Source organism: Variovorax sp. 10N412, from assembly GCF_056394985.1.
This window is the reverse complement of sequence record NZ_JBFTIO010000001.1, coordinates 689,431-707,266: the sequence shown is the minus strand read 5'-3', so window position 1 is coordinate 707,266 and position 17,836 is coordinate 689,431. Positions and strand designations below refer to the sequence as shown.

The window sequence follows — 17,836 nt, the reverse complement described above, 5'->3', positions numbered from 1 at the left end:
CTGACCAAGCTCCCCACAGGGAGAAAAAAAGGAAGGAACGGAGGTGCCGCCAGGAGTGTTCGACGGCCCGAAGGGGGTGTTGATGGGGTCAACGAGAGAAGTTCGCATTGTACCCGGGGGCCCCCGATCTGGTCCCCGTCCTAAAATGCCCGGTTTCACCCACGTTTCGCTTGCATGCCCAAGGTGCCTTCTCCTTCCACGTCCAGCCCGGCGGCCACGCCCGATACGGGCTCGTTGCCCGCCAGTTACGAAGCCGGGCTTCAGGAACTGGAACAACTGGTGGCGGAACTCGAGTCGGGCCAGTTGCCCCTCGACCAGCTGCTCGGCAGCTACCAGCGCGGCGCCGTGCTGCTCGCCTTCTGCCGCGACAAGCTGCAGGCGGTCGAAGACCAGATCAAGGTGCTCGACGCGGGCAGCCTGAAGGTCTGGACGGCTGAATGAGCGCCGTCGCGATGAATCCGTCCCCCTGGGACGCCAAGACCCTCGCCGCGTGGAGTGACCCCCACCTTGCGAGCGTCGAAGCCGCGCTGTCGCGCTGGGTCGGCGTCGATGCCCCCGTGCTGCTGGGCGACGCCATGCGCTATGCGGTGCTCGACGGCGGCAAGCGGCTGCGGCCCCTGCTGGTGCTGGCCGCGAGTGAAGCGGTCGGCGGCAACGCGGCCGCGGCCCTGCGCGCGGCCTGCGCCACCGAGCTGATCCACGCCTATTCCCTGGTGCACGACGACCTGCCGTGCATGGACAACGACGTGCTGCGCCGCGGCAAGCCCACGGTGCACGTGAAGTTCGGCGAGGCCGACGCCCTGCTGGCCGGCGACGCGCTGCAGGCGCTGGCCTTCGAGCTGCTGGCCCCCGAGGGCGACGAAGTTCCGGTCGCCACCCAGGCCCTGCTGTGCCGCCTGCTCGCGCGTGCCGCAGGCAGCCAGGGCATGGCCGGCGGCCAGGCGATCGACCTGGCCAGCGTGGGCGTTGCGCTGAACGAGGCGCAACTGCGCGAAATGCATCGCCTGAAGACCGGCGCGCTGCTGCAGGGCAGCGTGGAGATGGGCGCGGCCTGCGGCGCCGTCGCCCCCACGGCGCTGGTCGCGCTGCGCGACTACGGCGCGGCCATCGGCCTCGCGTTCCAGGTGGTCGACGACATCCTCGACGTCGTGGCCGACTCGCACACCCTGGGCAAGACCGCCGGCAAGGATGCCGCGGCCGACAAGCCCACCTACGTTTCACTGCTGGGCCTGGACGGCGCGCGCGCACAGGCCCGCCAGTTGCTCGCCGATGCGCTCGCCGCCCTCGACAGGAGCGGCCTGGCCGATACAGCCGCCTTGCGCGCACTGGCCCACATGGTGGTCGACCGCGACCGCTGAGAGAGAAAAGAACACACCACCCCATGGCCCCGCTGCTTCCCACACTCCACGACCCCGCACCGATCCGCCAGTACGACCGGGCCCAGCTGCGCCAGCTGTCCGACGAGGTGCGCGCCTGCGTGCTCGACAACGTCTCGCGCACCGGCGGCCACCTGAGCTCCAACCTCGGCACGGTCGAGCTCACGGTGGCGCTGCACCACGTGTTCAACACGCCGCACGACCGCCTGGTGTGGGACGTGGGCCACCAGACCTATCCGCACAAGATCCTCACGGGCCGGCGCGAGCGCATGCCCACGCTGCGCCAGGCCGGCGGCATCTCGGGCTTTCCGCAGCGCAGCGAGAGCGAGTACGACACCTTCGGTACCGCCCATTCGTCGACCAGCATCTCGGCCGCGCTGGGCATGGCCATGGGCGCCAAGCAGAAGGGCGAAGACCGCCACACCGTGGCCATCATCGGCGACGGTGCGCTCACCGCCGGCATGGCCTTCGAGGCGCTGAACAACGCGGGCGTGTGCGACTGCAAGCTGCTCGTCATCCTGAACGACAACGACATGTCGATCAGCCCGCCGGTCGGCGCGCTCAACCGCTACCTCGCGCAGCTGATGAGCGGCAACTTCTACGCCGCCGCCAAGAACGTGGGCAAGAGCGTGCTGCGCAATGCGCCACCGCTGTTCGAGCTGGCCAAGCGCCTGGAGCAGCATGCCAAGGGCATGGTCGTGCCGGCCACGCTGTTCGAGCAGTTCGGCTTCAACTACGTCGGCCCGATCGACGGCCACGACCTCGACTCGCTGGTGCCCACGCTCGAAAACCTCAAGCATCTGGACGGCCCGCAGTTCCTGCACGTGGTCACCAAGAAGGGGCAGGGCTACAAGCTGGCCGAGGTCGACCCCGTGGCCTACCACGGCCCCGGCAAGTTCGACCCACAAGTGGGCTTGGTCAAGCCGACCACGGTGGCCAAGCAGACCTTCACGCAGGTGTTCGGCCAGTGGCTGTGCGACACGGCGGCCGCCGACGGCCGGCTCGTGGGCATCACGCCCGCGATGCGCGAAGGCTCGGGGCTGGTGGAGTTCGAGCAGCGCTTCCCGGACCGCTACTACGACGTCGGCATTGCCGAGCAGCATGCGGTGACCTTCGCGGCCGGCTTGGCGTGCGAGGGCCTCAAGCCCGTGGTCGCGATCTACTCGACCTTCCTGCAGCGCGCGTACGACCAGCTGATCCATGACGTGGCGATCCAGAACCTGCCGGTGGTGTTCGCACTCGACCGCGCGGGCCTGGTCGGCGCGGACGGCGCCACGCACGCGGGTGCGTACGACATTCCGTTCCTGCGCTGCATTCCGAACATGAGCATCGCCTGTCCGGCCGACGAGCGCGAATGCCGCGAATTGCTGTCGAGTGCGTACGCGCAGAACCACCCGGTGGCGGTGCGCTATCCGCGCGGCGCGGGCGCCGGCGTTGCGCCGCATCTCACCCTGGACGCGCTGCCCTTCGGCAAGGGCGAAGTGCGCCGCGAAGGCAAGCGTATTGCGATCCTCGCGTTCGGCACGCTGCTGTACCCCGCGCTCACCGCCGCCGAGTCGCTCGACGCGACGGTGGTCAACATGCGCTGGGCCAAGCCGCTGGACGTCGAACTGCTGCTGAAGGTGGCGGGCACGCACGATGCCATCGTCACGCTGGAAGAGGGCGCCGTCATGGGCGGCGCGGGCAGTGCGGTGCTCGAGGCGCTGCAGGCGGCGAATGTGCAGAAGCCGGTGCTGCAGCTGGGGTTGCCCGACCGGTTCATCGAGCATGGCGATCCGGCGAAGCTGCTGTCGAGCATCGGGCTCGATGCGGCCGGCATCGAGAAGTCCGTCGCCGACCGCTTCGGCCGCAGCTGAGGTTCAGGTTTTGCTCCTTCCCCCAGCGGGGGAGGGAGAAATGCAGGTCAGGTGCCCAGGTACGCGTCCTGCACCTTGGGATTGCCCAGCAGCTCGCGCCCCGTGCCCGACAGCACGATCGACCCCGTCTCGATCACATAGGCCCGGTCCGCGATCTTCAGCGCCTGGCGCACGTTCTGCTCCACCAGGAAGATCGTCAGACCCTGCTTGTTGATCTCGCGCAGCGTGCGGAAGATGTCCTGCACGATGATCGGCGCCAGGCCCATCGAGGGCTCGTCCAGCAGCAGCACGCGCGGCTTGGCCATCAGCGCGCGGCCGATGGCGAGCATCTGCTGCTCGCCGCCCGACAGGTTGCCCGCCAGCCCGTCGGCCCGGTCCCTCAGCACCGGGAAGAGGGTGTAGATGCGCTCCAGGTCGGCCACGCGCGCGGCCGTGCCGTCGCGCCGCGTGTAGGCGCCCAGCTCCAGGTTCTCGCGCACCGTCAGCGTGGTCAGCGTGGCGCGGCCCTCGGCCACCTGCACCACGCCGCCGGCCACGATCTTGTGCGGCGACAGCGCGGTGATGTCCTGGCCCGCGAACGTCACAAGCCCGGCCGCCTTCTTCACCAGGCCCGACAGCGCCAGCAGCGTGGTCGACTTGCCGGCGCCGTTGGCGCCCACCAGCGTGGTGATCTGGCCTTCGTGCAGCTCGAAGTCGATGCCCTTCACGGCCTGCACGTGGCCGAAGGACACCTTCAGGTCCTGCACCTTCAGCAAGGGGTTCGTCGTCGTCATCGTCCCCGCGCTCATGCAGCGGCCTCCTGGTCGTTGGTAGCTTCGTCGTCTTCGCGGCCGAGGTAGGCCTCGATCACCTGCGGGTCGTTGCGGATCTGCTCGGGGCCGCCGCGCGCGATGATGCGCCCGAAGTTCAGCACCGCGATCTGCTGGCACAGCCCCATCACGAAGCGCATGTCGTGCTCGATCATGAACACCGTGAAGCCGCGCTGCGCGATGTTTTCGATCTCCACCATCAGCTCGCTCTTCTCGGTGCTGTTCATGCCGGCGACCGGCTCGTCGAGCAGCAGCAGCTTGGGCTCGGTGGCCAGCGCGCGCGCCAGCTCCAGCTTGCGCTGGTCGCCGTACGAAAGGTTGTCGGCCACGTCGTTGGCCTTGTGGTCCAGCTTGACCCAGCTGAGCAGTTCGCGCGCACGGTCGCGCGCGCGTTTCTCCTCGCTGCGGAACAGGCCCGAGCCGGCCAGAAGGCCGAAGGGGCCGTAGCGCAGCTTGGCGTCCATGCCGACCGTCACGTTCTCCAGCAGCGACATCTCCTTGAAGATGCGGATGTTCTGGAAGGTGCGCGCAATGCCGCCACGGGTGATCTGGAAGGGCTTGCGGCCTGCCAGGTCCTGGCCTTCGAAGTGGATGGTGCCGCTGGTGGTGGGCAGCAAGCCGGTGATCAGGTTGAACACCGTGGTCTTGCCGGCGCCGTTCGGGCCGATGAGCCCGAAGATGCCGCCCTTGGGAATGTCGAGGTTCACGTCCTGCAGGACCTTGAGCCCGCCGAAGTGGCGCGACACGTTCTTCAATGTCAAAAGTGTGTTGTCGCTCATTTGAATACCTCCGTGCTTCGCACTGCGGTGCGAGCTTGCTTGGGGCGGCCCGGCGCGGCGCTCATGCCGCGCTCCCCTTGCGGCCGAACCACTGGCGGATGCGCGCCGGGTCCCAGATGCCCTTGGGCAGGAACAGCACGATCAGCACCAGGATGAAGCCGTTGACCACCAGGCGGAAGGCGCCCAGCCCGCGCAGCATCTCGGGCAGCAGCGTGAGGATGGTGCCGCCCAGCACCGGGCCGGTGAGGCTGCCGATGCCGCCCAGGATCGCCATCGTCAGGATGTCGACCGCGCGGTTGAAGCCGTACTCGGCCGGACCGATGAAAAAGGTCAGGTGCGCGTTCAGCGTGCCCGCCAGGCCGGCGATGGCGCCGCCCAGCACGAAGGCCAGCATCTTGTGGCCCGCCACGTCGATGCCCATCAAGCCGGCGGCGGTCTCGTCTTCCTTGATGGCCTCGAAGGCGCGGCCCACCTTGGAGCGGCGCACGCGCCACAGCACCAGCAGCACGAGCACCAGCGCCAGTGCGACGTGCCACCACTCGGTCGATTGCGGAATGCCGTTCAGCCCCAGCGCGCCGCCCGTGAGCGACTCGGCGTTCAGGATTGCGATGCGCACCACCTCGCCGAAGGCCAGCGTGGCCATGGCCAGGTACACGCCCGACAGCCGCAGCGTCGGCTTGCCGATGATGAAGGCCACCAGCGCCGGTGCCGCCATGCCCGCGGCAATGGCCACCGGAAAGGGCACGCCGTAGTTCAGCGTGAGGATCGACGCGGTGTACGCGCCGATGCCCATGAAGGCCGCGTTGGCCAGGGCGAGCATGCCGCAGGCGAGCGTGAGCCAGATCGAGAGTGCCAGCAGGCCGTTGATGCCCAGCGAGAGCACCAGGTTGCTGTAGACCGACCAGAAATTGTCGAGCGCTTCCATTTAGACCTTGCGCTCCTTCAACGAACCGAAGAGGCCCTTCGGGCGCACCAGCAGTACCAGGAACAGCAGGCCGAAGGCGACAGCGTCGCGCATGTTGGAGCCCACGTAGGCTACCGACAGCACCTCGGCGAAGCCGAGGAACAGGCCGCCGAGCAGCGCCCCGCGAATGTCGCCCATGCCACCCAGGATGATGACCGCGATGCCCTTCTCGAGCATCGGCTGGCCCATCAGCGGGAAGAGGGCGTTCGAATACAGGCCGATCAGCACGCCCGCCACGCCGCCCAGGCCGGCGGCCACGAACGAGGTCAGGAAGAACAGGCCCTCGACGTTCACGCCCACCAGGTACGCCGCCTTGGGCGACTCGGCGATCGCGCGCAGCGCCCGGCCCAGCTGCGTGCGCTGCAGCGACAGCATCAGCACGCCCATGAGCACGAACGACGCGAGCACGATGCCCAGTTCGAGCACGGTGACGTGGATGCCGGCGAACACCAGCGCGTCGTCGGGAATGGTGCCGGCCGGGAAGCGCAGGTTCTCCGCGCCGAAGATGCCCTGGATGCCGTTGTTCAGGATGATGGCCACGCCGATGGTGGCGATCATCGGGATCAGGTGGGGTGCGTTGCGCTTGCGCAGCGGTTTGAGCACCAGCACGTCGATCAGGAAGCCCAGCACGCCGCAGAACGCGAAGGCGAACGGCAGCCCGACCCACAGCGGCATGCCCGACACGCGCATGAATTCGGCCGCCGCATAGGCGCCCACCATGAACACCGCGCCGTGCGAAAGATTGATGACGCCGAGCACGCCGAAGATGAGTGTGAAGCCGAGCGCGAAGAGTGCGTAGACGCACCCCAGCGACAAGGCGTTGACAAGCTGCTGATCGAGCACGATGGGCTTCCGTCAGGCCGCAACCGGGAAGGCGTTGCGGCAAATCAAAAAAGAAAACGGCGCAGTCGGCAGTCCTGCGCCAGGGGCGAGAGGCGTGGCGGGCCGTGCGGTCCGCCACCGAAGAAGCAAGAACCGGCCTTGCTTACTTCTCGATCACGAACGCAGTGCCCTTCGTGACGCTCACGATGGCCTGCTGCTGCGCGTCGTAGCCGGCGGGCTTGCCGGCCTTGTCCTTGGCGCGCGCGAAGGTGAAGGCGCCGGTGGCACCGGTCCACTTCACGCTGGGCAGCGCGTCGCGCAGGGCGGTGCGGTCGGCGGCCAGGTTGCCCGAGAGCTTCACGCCCTTGAGGGCCTGTGCCACCACGTACAGGCCGTCGTAGGCCTGTGCGGCGAACTGGTCGGGCGCTGCCTTGAACTTGTCGTTGTAGGCCTTCTGGAACTTGGTGTTCTCGGGCGTGGCGTTGCTGGCCGACCAGGGGCTGCCGACGTACAGGTTGTCCGAGCTGCCCTTGGCCAGTTCGAAGATCTTGGTCGAGTTCATGCCGTTGCCGCCGATGATCGGCACGTTCAGGCCGAGCTGGCGGGCCTGCACCATCACCGGGGCGCCTTCGGCCAGCAGGGCGGACAGCACGATGGCGTCGGGGTTGGTGGCCTTGATCTTGGTGAGCTGGGCCTTGAAGTCGACGTCGCCCTTGGCGAAGGTCTCGGTCGTGGTCACGGGCAGCTTCAGGTCATCCAGGGCCTTCTTGAAGTTGTCGTAGCCGCTCTTGGTGAACACGTCGTCGTTGCCGTAGAGCACCGCCACCTTCTTCACGTTGGCGTGCTTGATGGCCACGCGCAGCGTCTCGGGCAGCACGTCGGCTTCGGTCACCGAGTTGCGGAAGATGTAGTCGCCGATGGAGGTGATGCCGTCGGCGGTGTTCGACGTGCCGAAGGCCACGGTCTTGGACGCCTGTGCGATCGGGTCGGCCGCCTGGGCCGAGTTCGACAGCGTGGGGCCGAAGGTCATCAGGACCTTGTCCTGGAAGATCAGCTTCTTGAAGACGTTGATGGCGTCTTCCTTCTTGCCCTGTTCGTCCTCGATGGCCAGCACGATCTTGTCGCCGTTGATGCCGCCGGCGGCGTTGATCTCGTCGGCTGCCAGCTGAAAGCCGTTGCGGATGGCCGAGCCGTACTGGGCGGCACCGCCCGACAGGGCGGCGGCAACGCCGATCTTGATGTCGGCCGCTTGCGCGCCGAAAGCGGTGGCCGCGGCGAACGCGAGCAATGCGGGCTTGAAGGAAGTAGGGAGTCTCATGTTTGGATGCCGTTGTCAGAGAGGGATGTAAGGCGATTTAACATTTTATGCCTCGTTGGCCCGACCCTCCCTGGCCCATGCCGCATCGGCACGCCGTGCGGCGCAGGGTAAACCCCCGCCGGGCGCTGTAAGTGCGTTTTTACAATCGCCCCGGCTTATACAAAAGTCCCCAACGCGGTCACAAGCCGTGTTTTGTTTTTCCCAAGAACTCGGAGAGCTATCAATGGATCGTCGTTCCCTCATCAAAAACGCCGGCATCGCGGGCGTTCTGGCTGCCGGCATCGCCCCCGCCGTTCATGCCCAGGCCACCGTTCGCTGGCGCCTGGCGTCGAGCTTTCCCAAGTCGCTGGACACCATCTTCGGCACCGCCGAGGTGTTCTCGAAGAGCGTCAGCGACATGACGGGCGGCAAGTTCCAGATTTCGGTGCATGCGGGCGGCGAGCTGATGCCCGCGTTCGGCGTGGTGGACGGCGTGCAGAACGCCTCGGTCGAGATGGCCCATACGGCCCCGTACTATTTCTACGGCAAGGACCCGACCTTCTGCCTGGGCTGCGCGGTGCCCTTCGGCATGAACACCCGCCAGCAGAACGCATGGATGTACGAAGGCAACGGCCTGAAGCTGATGCGCGCGTTCTACGCCAAGTACAACATCATCAACCTGCCGGGCGGCAACACGGGCGCGCAGATGGGCGGCTGGTTCCGCAAGGAAATCAAGTCGGTCGCCGACCTGAAGGGCCTGAAGTTCCGCACCAACCCGTTCGCGGGCAAGGTGCTCGAGCCCTTCGGCGTGATCCCGCAATCGATTCCCGGTGCCGACCTGTACCCGGCGCTCGAAAAGGGCACGCTCGACGGCCTGGAATGGGTCGGCCCGTACGACGACCAGAAGCTCGGCTTCAACAAGATCGCCCCGTTCTACTACTACCCCGGCTGGTGGGAAGGCGGCCCGGAGCTGGACTTCTACATCAACACCAAGGCATGGGAAGGCCTGTCGGCCGACTACAAGGCCATCGTCGAGGCGGCCGCCGCGCACGCCAACATCACGATGACCGCCAAGTACGACGCCAAGAACCCGATCGCGCTGAAGCAGCTCGTGGGCTCGGGCACCAAGCTGCGTCCGTTCTCGCAGGACGTGATGAACGCGGCCTTCAAGTCGGCCCAGCAGATCTACTCGGACCTGAACAACAGCAACCCCGAGTGGAAGAAGATCTACGGCGACTGGTCGAAATTCCTGGCCGACCAGAACGCCTGGTTCCGCTACACGGAAGGCACGTTCGACCGGTTCATGCAGCAGCAGAAGCTGTAAGCCTCATCCGCTTCGCCTCACAGCAAGAAGCCCCGCCGGGTTCGGCGGGGCTTTTTGTCTTCTTGGGGTTGCAACGGTGCCTCTCGATCACCCGTCCCGAATCGCCTACTGCGCTTCAGCCGCGGGCGCAGGCGACGAAGGCACAGCAAGCTCAGCGACGCGTTGGCCGAAGGCGATCAGCACCTGGGGGTCGCAGGCATGGAACCAGGTGATGCCGCCGTAGCGCCGTCGCACCAGCAGCCTCGGCGCAATCACGCGTTCGAGCATGCGGATGTGCACCAGCTTGAGCTGTGCCACGTCCTGCGCCTTCACACGCTTGTCCCACAGCCAGGTCTGCACCAGCACGTCGCCCTCAAGCCGCGTGCGGCTGTACACGATCCAGTAGCCCACCCACACCACGCACAGCGCCGCGATGCCCATCACCACCAGCGCGCTCGTCGTCCAGTCGGCTGTGCGCAGCGACGGCAGGCTCCAGATCGCGAAGGCGAAGAGATCGACCACCAGCACCACCGCCAGCGTGCGCAGCAGCGGCGGGAAGGCGGCGCTTTCGATGGAGGCCGGCGTGTCGCGTGGTGCTTCAGCGGCGCCGCGCTCGCTCACGGCTTGGCGGCTTCGGTGGAAGCCGGTGGCGAGGCGTCGGACGCGGCGGGCGGCTCGTCCTTCTTCTCGTTGCCGAACGGGTCTTCCATGTTCACGCCGTTGCTGTCGGGCGCGGGCGGCGGCTCGGCGTCGGCGGGCATGTCCAGGTTGACCTTCTCGATGTCCACGACCTTTTCCTTGTCCAGGAACACGGTGACGGTCTGCGGGAAGAAGATCACGATCGCCACCAGCAGGAGCTGCATCATCACCCACGGCACCGCGCCCAGGTAGATGTCGCGCGACTCCACCTTTCGGGGCAACGCCCCGTTCTTGAAGAGGGTGTCCGCGATGCCGCGCAAATAGAACAGCGCAAAGCCGAACGGCGGGTGCATGAACGAGGTCTGCATGTTCACGCACAGCAGCACGCCGAACCACACCATGTCGATGCCCAGCTTGTGAGCCACGGGGCCCAGCAGCGGCAGGATGATGAAGGCGATCTCGAAGAAGTCGAGGAAGAACGCGAGGAAGAACACGAAGATGTTCACCGCGATCAGGAAGCCCACCTGCCCGCCGGGCAGGCCCGAGAGCATGTGCTCGATCCACCTGGCGCCGTCCACGCCCTGGAACACCAGCGAGAACACGCGCGAGCCGATCAGGATGAACACCACCATCGCCGTCAGGCGCATGGTGCCTTCCATGGCGTCCTTCATCAGTTGCCAGTTCAGGCGGCGGTGAATGAGCGCCAGGATCAGCGCGCCCACCGCGCCCATGGCGCCGGCCTCGGTTGGCGTGGCGATGGCGCGGTCCATGAAAGGCAGGCCGCCCATGGAGCCGAGCACCGCGAAGATCAGGATGGCCGAGGGAATGATGCCGCGCAGGCACTTGCCCCACAGCGCCCAGCCATGCAGCGTGCGCGCGCTCACGGGTAGGCCGGGCACGTAGTGCGGACGGATGCGCGCCACCAGGAAGGTGTAGATCGCGAAGATGAGGACCTGCAGGATCGACGGACCCCAGGCGCCCTTGTACATCTGGCCCACGTCGGTGCCGAGCTGGTCGGCCATGACGATCAGCACCAGCGAGGGCGGAACCAGCTGCGTGATGGTGCCCGACGCGGCGAGCACGCCGGTCGAGTAGCGCATGTTGTACCCGTAGCGCATCATGACCGGCAGCGAGATCATGGCCATGGCAATCACCTGGCCGGCCACCGTGCCGGTGATGGCGCCCAGGATGAAGCCCACGATGATCACCGAGTAGCCAAGCCCGCCGCGGATGGGGCCGAAGAGCTGTCCCATCGAGTCGAGCATGTCCTCGGCCAGCCCGCACTTCTCCAGTACGGCTCCCATCAGGGTGAAGAACGGAATCGCCAGCAGCGTTTCGTTCGACAGGATGCCGAACACGTTCAGCGGGAGGTTGGCCATGAAGCCGGCCGGGAACCAGCCCATCTCGATGGCGAAGAAGCCGCAGATCAGGCCCAGGGCCGAGAGCGAGAACGCGACCGGGAATCCGATCAGCATGATCACCACGAGCCCCGCGAACATGATCGGGGCGAAGTTTTCCATGTGCATTGCTACTTACCTGCCGTGCGGACGTCGAAGGGGGAGGGGGCGAGAAGCGAAAGGTGCGCGAAGGGCGCGCATCACTGCACCGGCTTCTCGTAGTGCGTGTCCATCGTGATCAGGCCGCGCAGGTAGGCGATGCGCTTGATGATTTCCGAAACGCCCTGCAGGAACATCGCCGCGAAGCCCACCGGCATCAGCAGCGCCGCGGGCCAGCGGACCAGCCCGCCGATATTGCCCGACATCTCTCCGGTGACCCAGGTGTTCCAGAAGAACGGCCAGGTCAGGTAGGTGAACAGGCCCATCACCGGCAGCAGGAAGAAGGTGAGGCCGAACAGGTCGACATACACCGGCCCGTAGCCCTTCAGCTTGCCGTAGATGATGTCCACGCGCACATGCTCGTTGAAGCGCAGCACCACGGGTGCGCCGAGCATCACGGTGGCGGCGAACAGGTACCACTGGATCTCGAGCCAGGAGTTCTTGCTGAAGTCCAGACCGTAGCGGATGAGGGCGTTGCCGGCCGAGATGAGCGAGGCGCCGAGGACGGCGTAGCCGGCGATCTTGCCGAGTTTTTCGCTGACCCAGTCCATGCCGGTCGCGAACTTGAGGAATACAGACAAGGGGTGTCTCCCACGAAGCCCAGGGGTGAAGCGCCGGCCCCTGGTGGGGGCTGCACAAAAGCCGCGGATGTTACCGCGGTGAACCTTTGTATTGACTTGGCACGGAGGCGGGGTTTACCCGGGATCGCAGCGTTTCGAGGCCACTGCGAACTCGTTGAAAAGCGGGCTCGGTTGCCATAATCGCCCATGTCTTCGCGCCTTCCGCCTTCGACGCCTCCGGGTACCACGGCCTTGCCCCATTCGATCGATTCGCCCGACATGTGCCGCGCCGGCCGCGAGCTGCTGTCGCTGGCCCTCATCGACGCCCGCAACCACACGCTGCACCTCTTGTCGCTCTACGAGCAGGCGCTGGGCACCGAAGCGCTCGGCATGCCCCCCGTTCCAGAGGAAGAGGGCGTGGTGCCACCGGCCTGGCTCGCAGGGCACATCGGCTGGTTCGCCGAATGGTGGATCGGGCGCAACACGCAGCGTGCCTTCGGCGTCGATTGCCCGGTGCGGCCCACGCGGCTCGCGGCCATCGAGCCGGGTGCCGACGACTGGTGGAACCCGGCGCAGAGCGCTCCGGGCCGGCGCTGGTCGCCCGACCTTCCCGACCTGGGCCAGACGAAGGCCTATCTGCTCGAGACGCTGGAGAGCACGCTCGAGCTGCTCGAACATGCCGCCGAGACCGACGCGGGCCTGTACTTCTACCGGCTCGCGCTGTTCCATGAAGACCTGCGCGGCGAGCAACTCGTCGTGATGGCGCAGACGCTCGGGTTGCCGTTGGGCATCGAGCAGGCGCCTGTCGCGGTCACGCGCGAGCCGTTGCTGCTGCCTGCCACGCTCTGGGAACTGGGCCTGCCCGAGCGCGGCTTCGCCTTCGCGCAGGAGTGCAGCGCGCACCGCATCGACGTGCCCGAGTTCGAGATCGACGCGCAACCGGTGACGTGGAGCCAGTTCATCGAGTTCGTCGACGACGGCGGCTACGACCGCGAGGAGCTGTGGCAGGCCGATGGCTGGCGCTGGCTGGCCGCGCAGGTCGAGGGGCGGCGCGGACCGCGCCATGTGGAGCAGATCGGTGTGGCGCGCAACGGCAGCGGCGGCTCGGTGCTGCAGCAGCGCTTCGGCGCCACGGTGCGCGCGGCCGGCCACCACAGTGCGGTGCACCTGAGCTGGTGGGAGGCGGATGCGTGGGCGCGCTGGGCGGGGCGCCGCATCGCGACCGAGGTGGAGTGGGAAATTGCCGCGAGCACGGCCGCGCGGCGCGGGTTCCGCTGGGCCGATGTGCACGAGTGGACCGCAGGAACGCTGCAGCCCTGGCCCGGCTTCAGGGCCGACCCGTGGAGCGCGGGCAGCGAGTTCGATCCCACGGCGTTCTTCGGCAGGGCGCGGGTGTTGCGCGGGGCATCGTTCGCCACACGTGCCCGTCTTCGCTCACCCCGGCGCCGCGGCTTCGCGCTGCCTGAGCGCGACGACGGCTTCTTCGGCTTTCGCACCTGCGCGCTGTAGCCCGGCCTCAGCGCTCGCCGCCGCCTTCGGACGACAGCGGCGGCGCCACTTCCTCCAGCGGCTTGCGCTCCGCATCGGCGGCATAGCGCAACGCCAGCAGCCCCGCGACGATGACCAGTGCGGCGCCGATGCAGTAGCCCACCATCACCGCGCCGCGGCTGCCTGTCTCGATCAGCAGGCCGAACAGCACGGGCGCCGCGAAGCCGCCCGCGCCCATGCCGATCGCATAGAAGATCGCGATGGCCATGGCGCGCATTTCCAGCGGGAACACCTCGCTCACCGTCAGGTAGGCCGAGCTTGCCGCCGCGGAGGCCAGAAAGAACACCGCCGACCAGCACAGCGCCTGGCTGCTCGCGTCGAGCCAACCCATCATGAAGGCCCAGCCCGTGAGCGCCAGGCCGACGCCGGCCAGCACATAGGTCAGCGCGATCATCTTGCGCCGTCCCACGCTGTCGAACAGCGGGCCCAGCAGCAGCGGCCCCAGCACGTTGCCGAGCGCGAACGGAAAGATGTAGAGCGCCACGCTCGCATCGGGCACGGCGTAGAAGCGGGTGAGCACCAGCGCGTAGGTGAAGAAGATGGCGTTGTAGAAGAAGGCCTGCGAAACCATCAGCGCCGCGGCCACCACGCTGCGCTCGCTGTAGCGTCTCAGCAGCACGCGCGCCACGTCGCGCATCGACGGGCTGTGGCCGCGCGCGGCGGTGTACGCCACATGGCCCTGCGCAGCGGGCAGCGGGCCGTGGTGCTTGCGCACTTCGGCTTCGATGTCCGCGACGATGCGCTCGGCTTCCTCGGTGCGCCCATGCGCCAGAAGCCAGCGCGGGCTCTCGGGCACATGGCGCCGCACCAGCAGGATGGCCACCGCCAGCACCCCGCCCAGCGCGAAGCCCGCGCGCCAACCCCACACCGGGCCGATCACGCGCGCATCGAGCAGCACCAGGCTGAGCCCGGCGCCGAGCGCCGCGCCGATCCAGAAGCTGCCGTTGATGGCCAGGTTCACGCGCCCGCGCACCCGTGCCGGAATGAGCTCGTCGATGGCCGAGTTGATGGCCGCGTACTCGCCGCCGATGCCCAGACCGGTGACGAAGCGGCAGAGCGCAAAGAACGCGAAGTTGGGCGAGAAGGCCGTGGCCAGCGTGCCGATGGTGTAGACCACCAGCGTGACCAGGAACAGCTTCTTGCGCCCCAGCCGGTCGGTGAGCCGGCCGAAGACCAGCGCGCCCACCACCGCGCCCGCGATGTAGACCGAGCCCGACCAGCCGATTTCGCCGGCCGTGAGTCCGAGGGTGTCGGGCCGCTCGAGCACCGCGCCGATGGAGCCCACCAGCGTGACCTCCAGGCCGTCGAGGATCCAGGCCACGCCCAGCGCGATCACCACGCGCCAATGCCAGCGCGACCACGGCAGGCGGTCCAGGCGGGCGGGGATGTCGCTGCGCAGTGCCGTCATGCCGCCGATTATTGGAAGGCGGCCGGCGCGCCGCCTGTAGGACCGGGGCTTCGATGAAGCCGCGGTCCCTTCGAGGGTCAGGCCGTCTCGGCCAGCGCGTCAGCCAGCGCGTTCACCATGCGGTCGATTTCCGCCTTCTCCGAGATGAAGGGCGGGGCGAGCTGGATGGTGTCGCCGCCGTAGCGCACGTAGAAGCCCTTCTTCCAGCAGTTCATCGCAATCTCGTACGGGCGGCGTGCGGGCTCGCCCGGCAGCGGCGCGATGGTCAGGCCGGCGGCCAGGCCGAAGTTGCGGATGTCGCTCACGTGCTTGCTGCCCTTCAGGCTGTGCACGGCGTTCTCGAAATGCGGCGCCAGCGTCTGCACGCGGCCGATCATGTCTTCCTTCTGCAGCACGTCGAGCGCGGCGATGCCGGCGGCGCAGGCCACCGGGTGCGCGCCGTAGGTGTAGCCGTGCGGAAACTCGAGCATGTAGTCGGGACCGCCCGCGGCCATGAAGGTGTCGTAGATGTCCTTGCTCGCGACCACCGCGCCCAGCGGCTGCGCGCCGTTGGTCACCTGCTTGGCGATGTTCATGATGTCGGGCGTCACGCCGAAGGCGTCCGCCCCGGTGAGCGCGCCGCAGCGGCCGAAACCGGTGATCACCTCGTCGAAGATCAGCAGGATGTTGTTGGCGGTGCAGATGTCGCGCAGGCGCTTGAGGTAGCCCTTGGGCGGAATCACCACGCCGGCCGAACCCGAGAAGGGTTCGACGATGACGGCGGCGATGTTCGATGCGTCGTGCAGCGCGATCATGTCGAGCAGGCGGTCGGCCAGGTCGGCGCCTTGGTCGGCCATGCCGCGCGTGAAGGCGTTCGATGCCAGCTGCGTGTGCGGCAGGTGGTCGGCTTCAACGCCCTGGCCGAAGAGCTTGCGGTTGGCGCCGATGCCGCCCACCGAGATGCCGCCGTAGTTCACGCCGTGGTAGCCCTTCTCGCGGCCGATCAGGCGGGTCTTGCTCGCCTGGCCCTTGGTGCGCCAGTAGGCGCGCGCCATCTTCAGCGAGGTGTCGGCGGCTTCGGAGCCCGAGCCGGTGAAGAACACGTAGTCCAGGCCTGCGGGCGTGAGTTCCTTGATCCTGTTGGCCAGCTCGAACGAGAGCGGGTGGCCGAACTGGAAGGCGGGCGAGTAGTCGAGCTTGGCGATCTGGCGGCTCACCGCCTCGGTGATCTCGGGGCGGCCGTGGCCCAGGCCCGAGCACCACAGGCCCGAGAGGCCGTCGAAGATCTTGCGCCCGTCGATGTCGGTGAAGTAGGCGCCCTTGGCCTCCACGATGATCCGCGGATCGGCCTTGAAGCTGCGGTTGGCCGTGTAGGGCATCCAGTGCGCTTCGAGCCAGGCGGCGTCGGTGCGCGTGGTGGACGTCGGTTCGACGGCAGGAGTGGCAAGGGTCATGGCGCTTCCCGCACGAGCGGGCTCCGAAGGGGGTAATGAGGTGTGCCGATTGTTCGCACAGCCTTCAGTGTGGAGAATGGCGCAATATCAATGTTCACTTGACGATTCATGCAAGTAAAAGAGAAAGCCCGGAACGGTGCTTCCGGCACCCGGAACCGCGCCGTATTGGGGCAGCTCAGCGACATGGACCTGCGCCTGCTCAAGGTGTTCAAGAGCGTGGTCGACTGCGGCGGCATGGCGGCCGCCGAACTGGAGCTGAACATCGGCACCTCCACCGTGAGCCGCCATGTGAAAGACCTGGAAACGCGGCTCGGCCTGGTGCTGTGCCGGCGCGGGCGCGCCGGCTTCGCTCTCACCGCCGAAGGGCAGCGCGTGTATGACGAAACGCTGCGCCTGCTGGCCTCGGTAGACGCCTTTCGCGGCAGCATCGACGACATCCACAACCGCATGGGCGGGCAGCTGGAGGTGGCGGTGTTCGACAAGACGGCCACCAACCCCAACGCGCGCATCGGCGAGGCGATTGCGCGCTTCACCGAGATGGCGCCCGAGGTGAGCCTGGCGCTGCACGTGGGCTCGATCAACGCCATCGAGCAGGGCGTGCTGGAGGGCAACTTCCAGATCGGCATCATTCCGGCGCACCGCAGCTCCAAGAGCCTGGTGTACGCCGACCTGTTCGACGAGACCATGCTGCTGTACTGCGGCGCTGGGCATCCGCTGTTCGGTGCGAGTCACGCCAGGCTCACCTGGGCCAAGCTGCGCGAGCATCATTTCGCGGGGCTGGGTTACCACTCGCCGAACATGGAACTGAGCCACCGCGCCAAGCTGTCGCGCAAGGCCACCGGCTTCGACCAGGAGGCGATTGCCACGCTGATCCTTTCGGGGCGCTTCCTCGGGTTCCTGCCCGACCACTACGCACAGGTGTTCGAGCAGCGCGGGCTCATGAAGGCGGTGCTGCCGGCACGCTTCAACTATGCGTGCCGGTTCGTGAGTTTGCTGCGCAGGTCACCGAAGCCGTCGCGGGCTGTGCTGGCGTTTCAGGCGTGCCTGGCGCAGGCGCATCGGTAGGTCGGCTCTACGGAATCGTTCCCGTGCGTGAATTTCCCACGCTCGGCTGAATTCCTTTCTTGAGCTCATGGCGGGGTGACTATTGTTTGCTGTCCCACCTGTTGGCGCGCATCAGACTTTTGGATCATCAACTCGCCACGGATCCAGAACTCATGAAAACGCTCCTGACGCTTGCCAGCACTGCGATTGGAATTCTTGTCGGCTACGCCATGAGTGACGGCTTTGGAGGTGGCCCCACCCTCGGCACGATGCTGAATGGTCTTCTGACGCTGATATTCATGGCGGCAGGCGGTGGTATCGGCTTTGCAGTCGGGGCGGTGATCGCGATCGTCCTGGGGGCCAGCGAGAGTGAGTCTTCTGCCCGCCGAGACTCATCGGACCCGGAATAACGGCGCGACGACTGGGCCGTCGTCGTGGACTG

17 protein-coding genes are annotated in these 17,836 nt (G+C 67.2%); 7 read left to right on the top strand and 10 right to left on the bottom strand.

Annotated elements, in window-relative coordinates:
• Positions 1-174: 174 nt before the first annotated feature.
• Genes xseB through dxs form a run of 3 tightly spaced genes read left to right on the top strand, consistent with a single transcriptional unit; the run spans position 175 to position 3,232 of the window.
• Positions 175-441: an exodeoxyribonuclease VII small subunit gene (xseB, locus tag AC1DJH_RS03590; RefSeq protein WP_435435415.1), complete on the top strand. Its 267-nt coding sequence runs from the start codon at positions 175-177 to the stop codon at positions 439-441.
• Positions 438-1,358 (top strand): polyprenyl synthetase family protein, encoded by a 921-nt coding sequence (locus tag AC1DJH_RS03585; RefSeq protein WP_478184731.1) that lies wholly within the window; start codon positions 438-440, stop codon positions 1,356-1,358. Before xseB ends, AC1DJH_RS03585 begins: the two co-directional genes overlap by 4 nt.
• A 23-nt stretch (positions 1,359-1,381) precedes the next feature.
• Positions 1,382-3,232 carry a 1-deoxy-D-xylulose-5-phosphate synthase gene (gene dxs, locus AC1DJH_RS03580; protein ID WP_478184730.1) on the top strand — a complete coding sequence of 617 codons (1,851 nt, stop codon included), beginning with the start codon at positions 1,382-1,384 and terminating at the stop codon, positions 3,230-3,232.
• 47 nt (positions 3,233-3,279) lie between these two features.
• Here the strand turns inward: dxs and AC1DJH_RS03575 are convergent, their stop codons facing one another.
• The 5 genes from AC1DJH_RS03575 to AC1DJH_RS03555 all read right to left on the bottom strand — a co-directional run bounded on the left by AC1DJH_RS03575 (position 3,280) and on the right by AC1DJH_RS03555 (position 7,924).
• Complete coding sequence (locus tag AC1DJH_RS03575; RefSeq protein WP_478184729.1) at positions 3,280-4,020, bottom strand: ABC transporter ATP-binding protein; 741 nt, start codon at positions 4,018-4,020, stop codon at positions 3,280-3,282.
• The gene (locus AC1DJH_RS03570) at positions 4,017-4,820 is read right to left on the bottom strand and encodes an ABC transporter ATP-binding protein (protein WP_435483213.1); all 804 of its coding nucleotides are present in this window, start codon (positions 4,818-4,820) and stop codon (positions 4,017-4,019) included. Before AC1DJH_RS03570 ends, AC1DJH_RS03575 begins: the two co-directional genes overlap by 4 nt.
• Positions 4,821-4,881: 61 nt before the next feature.
• On the bottom strand, positions 4,882-5,745 hold the full coding sequence (locus AC1DJH_RS03565; protein WP_435483214.1) for a branched-chain amino acid ABC transporter permease: 864 nt from the start codon (positions 5,743-5,745) through the stop codon (positions 4,882-4,884).
• Positions 5,746-6,627 (bottom strand): branched-chain amino acid ABC transporter permease, encoded by an 882-nt coding sequence (locus AC1DJH_RS03560; protein WP_435443360.1) that lies wholly within the window; start codon positions 6,625-6,627, stop codon positions 5,746-5,748.
• A 142-nt stretch (positions 6,628-6,769) separates the two neighbouring features.
• Positions 6,770-7,924 carry an ABC transporter substrate-binding protein gene (locus AC1DJH_RS03555; RefSeq protein ID WP_435483216.1) on the bottom strand — a complete coding sequence of 385 codons (1,155 nt, stop codon included), beginning with the start codon at positions 7,922-7,924 and terminating at the stop codon, positions 6,770-6,772.
• A gap of 223 nt (positions 7,925-8,147) precedes the next feature.
• Here AC1DJH_RS03555 and AC1DJH_RS03550 point away from each other — a divergent pair, with 223 nt between their 5' ends.
• Positions 8,148-9,227 carry a TRAP transporter substrate-binding protein gene (locus AC1DJH_RS03550; protein ID WP_435483217.1) on the top strand — a complete coding sequence of 360 codons (1,080 nt, stop codon included), beginning with the start codon at positions 8,148-8,150 and terminating at the stop codon, positions 9,225-9,227.
• Positions 9,228-9,332: 105 nt separating this feature from the next.
• Here the strand turns inward: AC1DJH_RS03550 and AC1DJH_RS03545 are convergent, their stop codons facing one another.
• From AC1DJH_RS03545 to AC1DJH_RS03535, 3 genes are all read right to left on the bottom strand, one after another.
• Positions 9,333-9,827 carry a hypothetical protein gene (locus tag AC1DJH_RS03545; RefSeq protein WP_478184728.1) on the bottom strand — a complete coding sequence of 165 codons (495 nt, stop codon included), beginning with the start codon at positions 9,825-9,827 and terminating at the stop codon, positions 9,333-9,335.
• Positions 9,824-11,371, bottom strand: a complete 1,548-nt coding sequence (locus AC1DJH_RS03540) for a TRAP transporter large permease (RefSeq protein ID WP_435483219.1) — start codon at positions 11,369-11,371, stop codon at positions 9,824-9,826. The genes AC1DJH_RS03545 and AC1DJH_RS03540 overlap by 4 nt, the downstream gene beginning before the upstream one ends.
• 71 nt (positions 11,372-11,442) lie before the next feature.
• Entirely contained in the window at positions 11,443-11,982 is a 540-nt protein-coding gene (locus AC1DJH_RS03535; protein WP_435483220.1) for a TRAP transporter small permease subunit, read from the bottom strand.
• Between the two features lie 186 nt (positions 11,983-12,168).
• On the opposite strand from AC1DJH_RS03535, the gene AC1DJH_RS03530 reads away from it, so the two are divergent.
• On the top strand, positions 12,169-13,470 hold the full coding sequence (locus tag AC1DJH_RS03530) for an SUMF1/EgtB/PvdO family nonheme iron enzyme (protein WP_478184727.1): 1,302 nt from the start codon (positions 12,169-12,171) through the stop codon (positions 13,468-13,470).
• 7 nt (positions 13,471-13,477) lie between these two features.
• On the opposite strand, the gene AC1DJH_RS03525 is transcribed toward AC1DJH_RS03530, so the two are convergent.
• Together AC1DJH_RS03525 and aptA are read right to left on the bottom strand one after the other, a co-directional pair.
• Positions 13,478-14,917 (bottom strand): MFS transporter, encoded by a 1,440-nt coding sequence (locus AC1DJH_RS03525; RefSeq protein ID WP_478184726.1) that lies wholly within the window; start codon positions 14,915-14,917, stop codon positions 13,478-13,480.
• A 77-nt stretch (positions 14,918-14,994) separates the two neighbouring features.
• On the bottom strand, positions 14,995-16,350 hold the full coding sequence (gene aptA, locus AC1DJH_RS03520; RefSeq protein WP_478184725.1) for an omega-aminotransferase AptA: 1,356 nt from the start codon (positions 16,348-16,350) through the stop codon (positions 14,995-14,997).
• Positions 16,351-16,458: 108 nt separating this feature from the next.
• Here aptA and AC1DJH_RS03515 point away from each other — a divergent pair, with 108 nt between their 5' ends.
• The gene (locus AC1DJH_RS03515) at positions 16,459-17,415 is read left to right on the top strand and encodes a LysR family transcriptional regulator (protein WP_478184724.1); all 957 of its coding nucleotides are present in this window, start codon (positions 16,459-16,461) and stop codon (positions 17,413-17,415) included.
• A gap of 152 nt (positions 17,416-17,567) precedes the next feature.
• Positions 17,568-17,804, top strand: a complete 237-nt coding sequence (locus AC1DJH_RS03510; RefSeq protein ID WP_478184723.1) for a hypothetical protein — start codon at positions 17,568-17,570, stop codon at positions 17,802-17,804.
• Positions 17,805-17,836 lie beyond the last annotated feature (32 nt).

Bases quoted from the DNA above. Each gene is read 5' to 3' on its own strand.
- AC1DJH_RS03510 (WP_478184723.1), top strand. From the start codon at position 17,568: ATGAAAACGCTCCTGACGCTTGCCAGCACTGCGATTGGAATTCTTGTC.
- dxs (WP_478184730.1), top strand. From the start codon at position 1,382: ATGGCCCCGCTGCTTCCCACACTCCACGACCCCGCACCGATCCGCCAG.
- AC1DJH_RS03565 (WP_435483214.1), bottom strand. From the start codon at position 5,745: ATGGAAGCGCTCGACAATTTCTGGTCGGTCTACAGCAACCTGGTGCTC.
- AC1DJH_RS03530 (WP_478184727.1), top strand. From the start codon at position 12,169: ATGTCTTCGCGCCTTCCGCCTTCGACGCCTCCGGGTACCACGGCCTTG.
- xseB (WP_435435415.1), top strand. From the start codon at position 175: ATGCCCAAGGTGCCTTCTCCTTCCACGTCCAGCCCGGCGGCCACGCCC.
- AC1DJH_RS03525 (WP_478184726.1), bottom strand. From the start codon at position 14,917: ATGACGGCACTGCGCAGCGACATCCCCGCCCGCCTGGACCGCCTGCCG.
- AC1DJH_RS03570 (WP_435483213.1), bottom strand. From the start codon at position 4,820: ATGAGCGACAACACACTTTTGACATTGAAGAACGTGTCGCGCCACTTC.
- AC1DJH_RS03585 (WP_478184731.1), top strand. From the start codon at position 438: ATGAGCGCCGTCGCGATGAATCCGTCCCCCTGGGACGCCAAGACCCTC.
- AC1DJH_RS03540 (WP_435483219.1), bottom strand. From the start codon at position 11,371: ATGCACATGGAAAACTTCGCCCCGATCATGTTCGCGGGGCTCGTGGTG.
- aptA (WP_478184725.1), bottom strand. From the start codon at position 16,350: ATGACCCTTGCCACTCCTGCCGTCGAACCGACGTCCACCACGCGCACC.
- AC1DJH_RS03515 (WP_478184724.1), top strand. From the start codon at position 16,459: ATGCAAGTAAAAGAGAAAGCCCGGAACGGTGCTTCCGGCACCCGGAAC.
- AC1DJH_RS03575 (WP_478184729.1), bottom strand. From the start codon at position 4,020: ATGAGCGCGGGGACGATGACGACGACGAACCCCTTGCTGAAGGTGCAG.
- AC1DJH_RS03550 (WP_435483217.1), top strand. From the start codon at position 8,148: ATGGATCGTCGTTCCCTCATCAAAAACGCCGGCATCGCGGGCGTTCTG.
- AC1DJH_RS03555 (WP_435483216.1), bottom strand. From the start codon at position 7,924: ATGAGACTCCCTACTTCCTTCAAGCCCGCATTGCTCGCGTTCGCCGCG.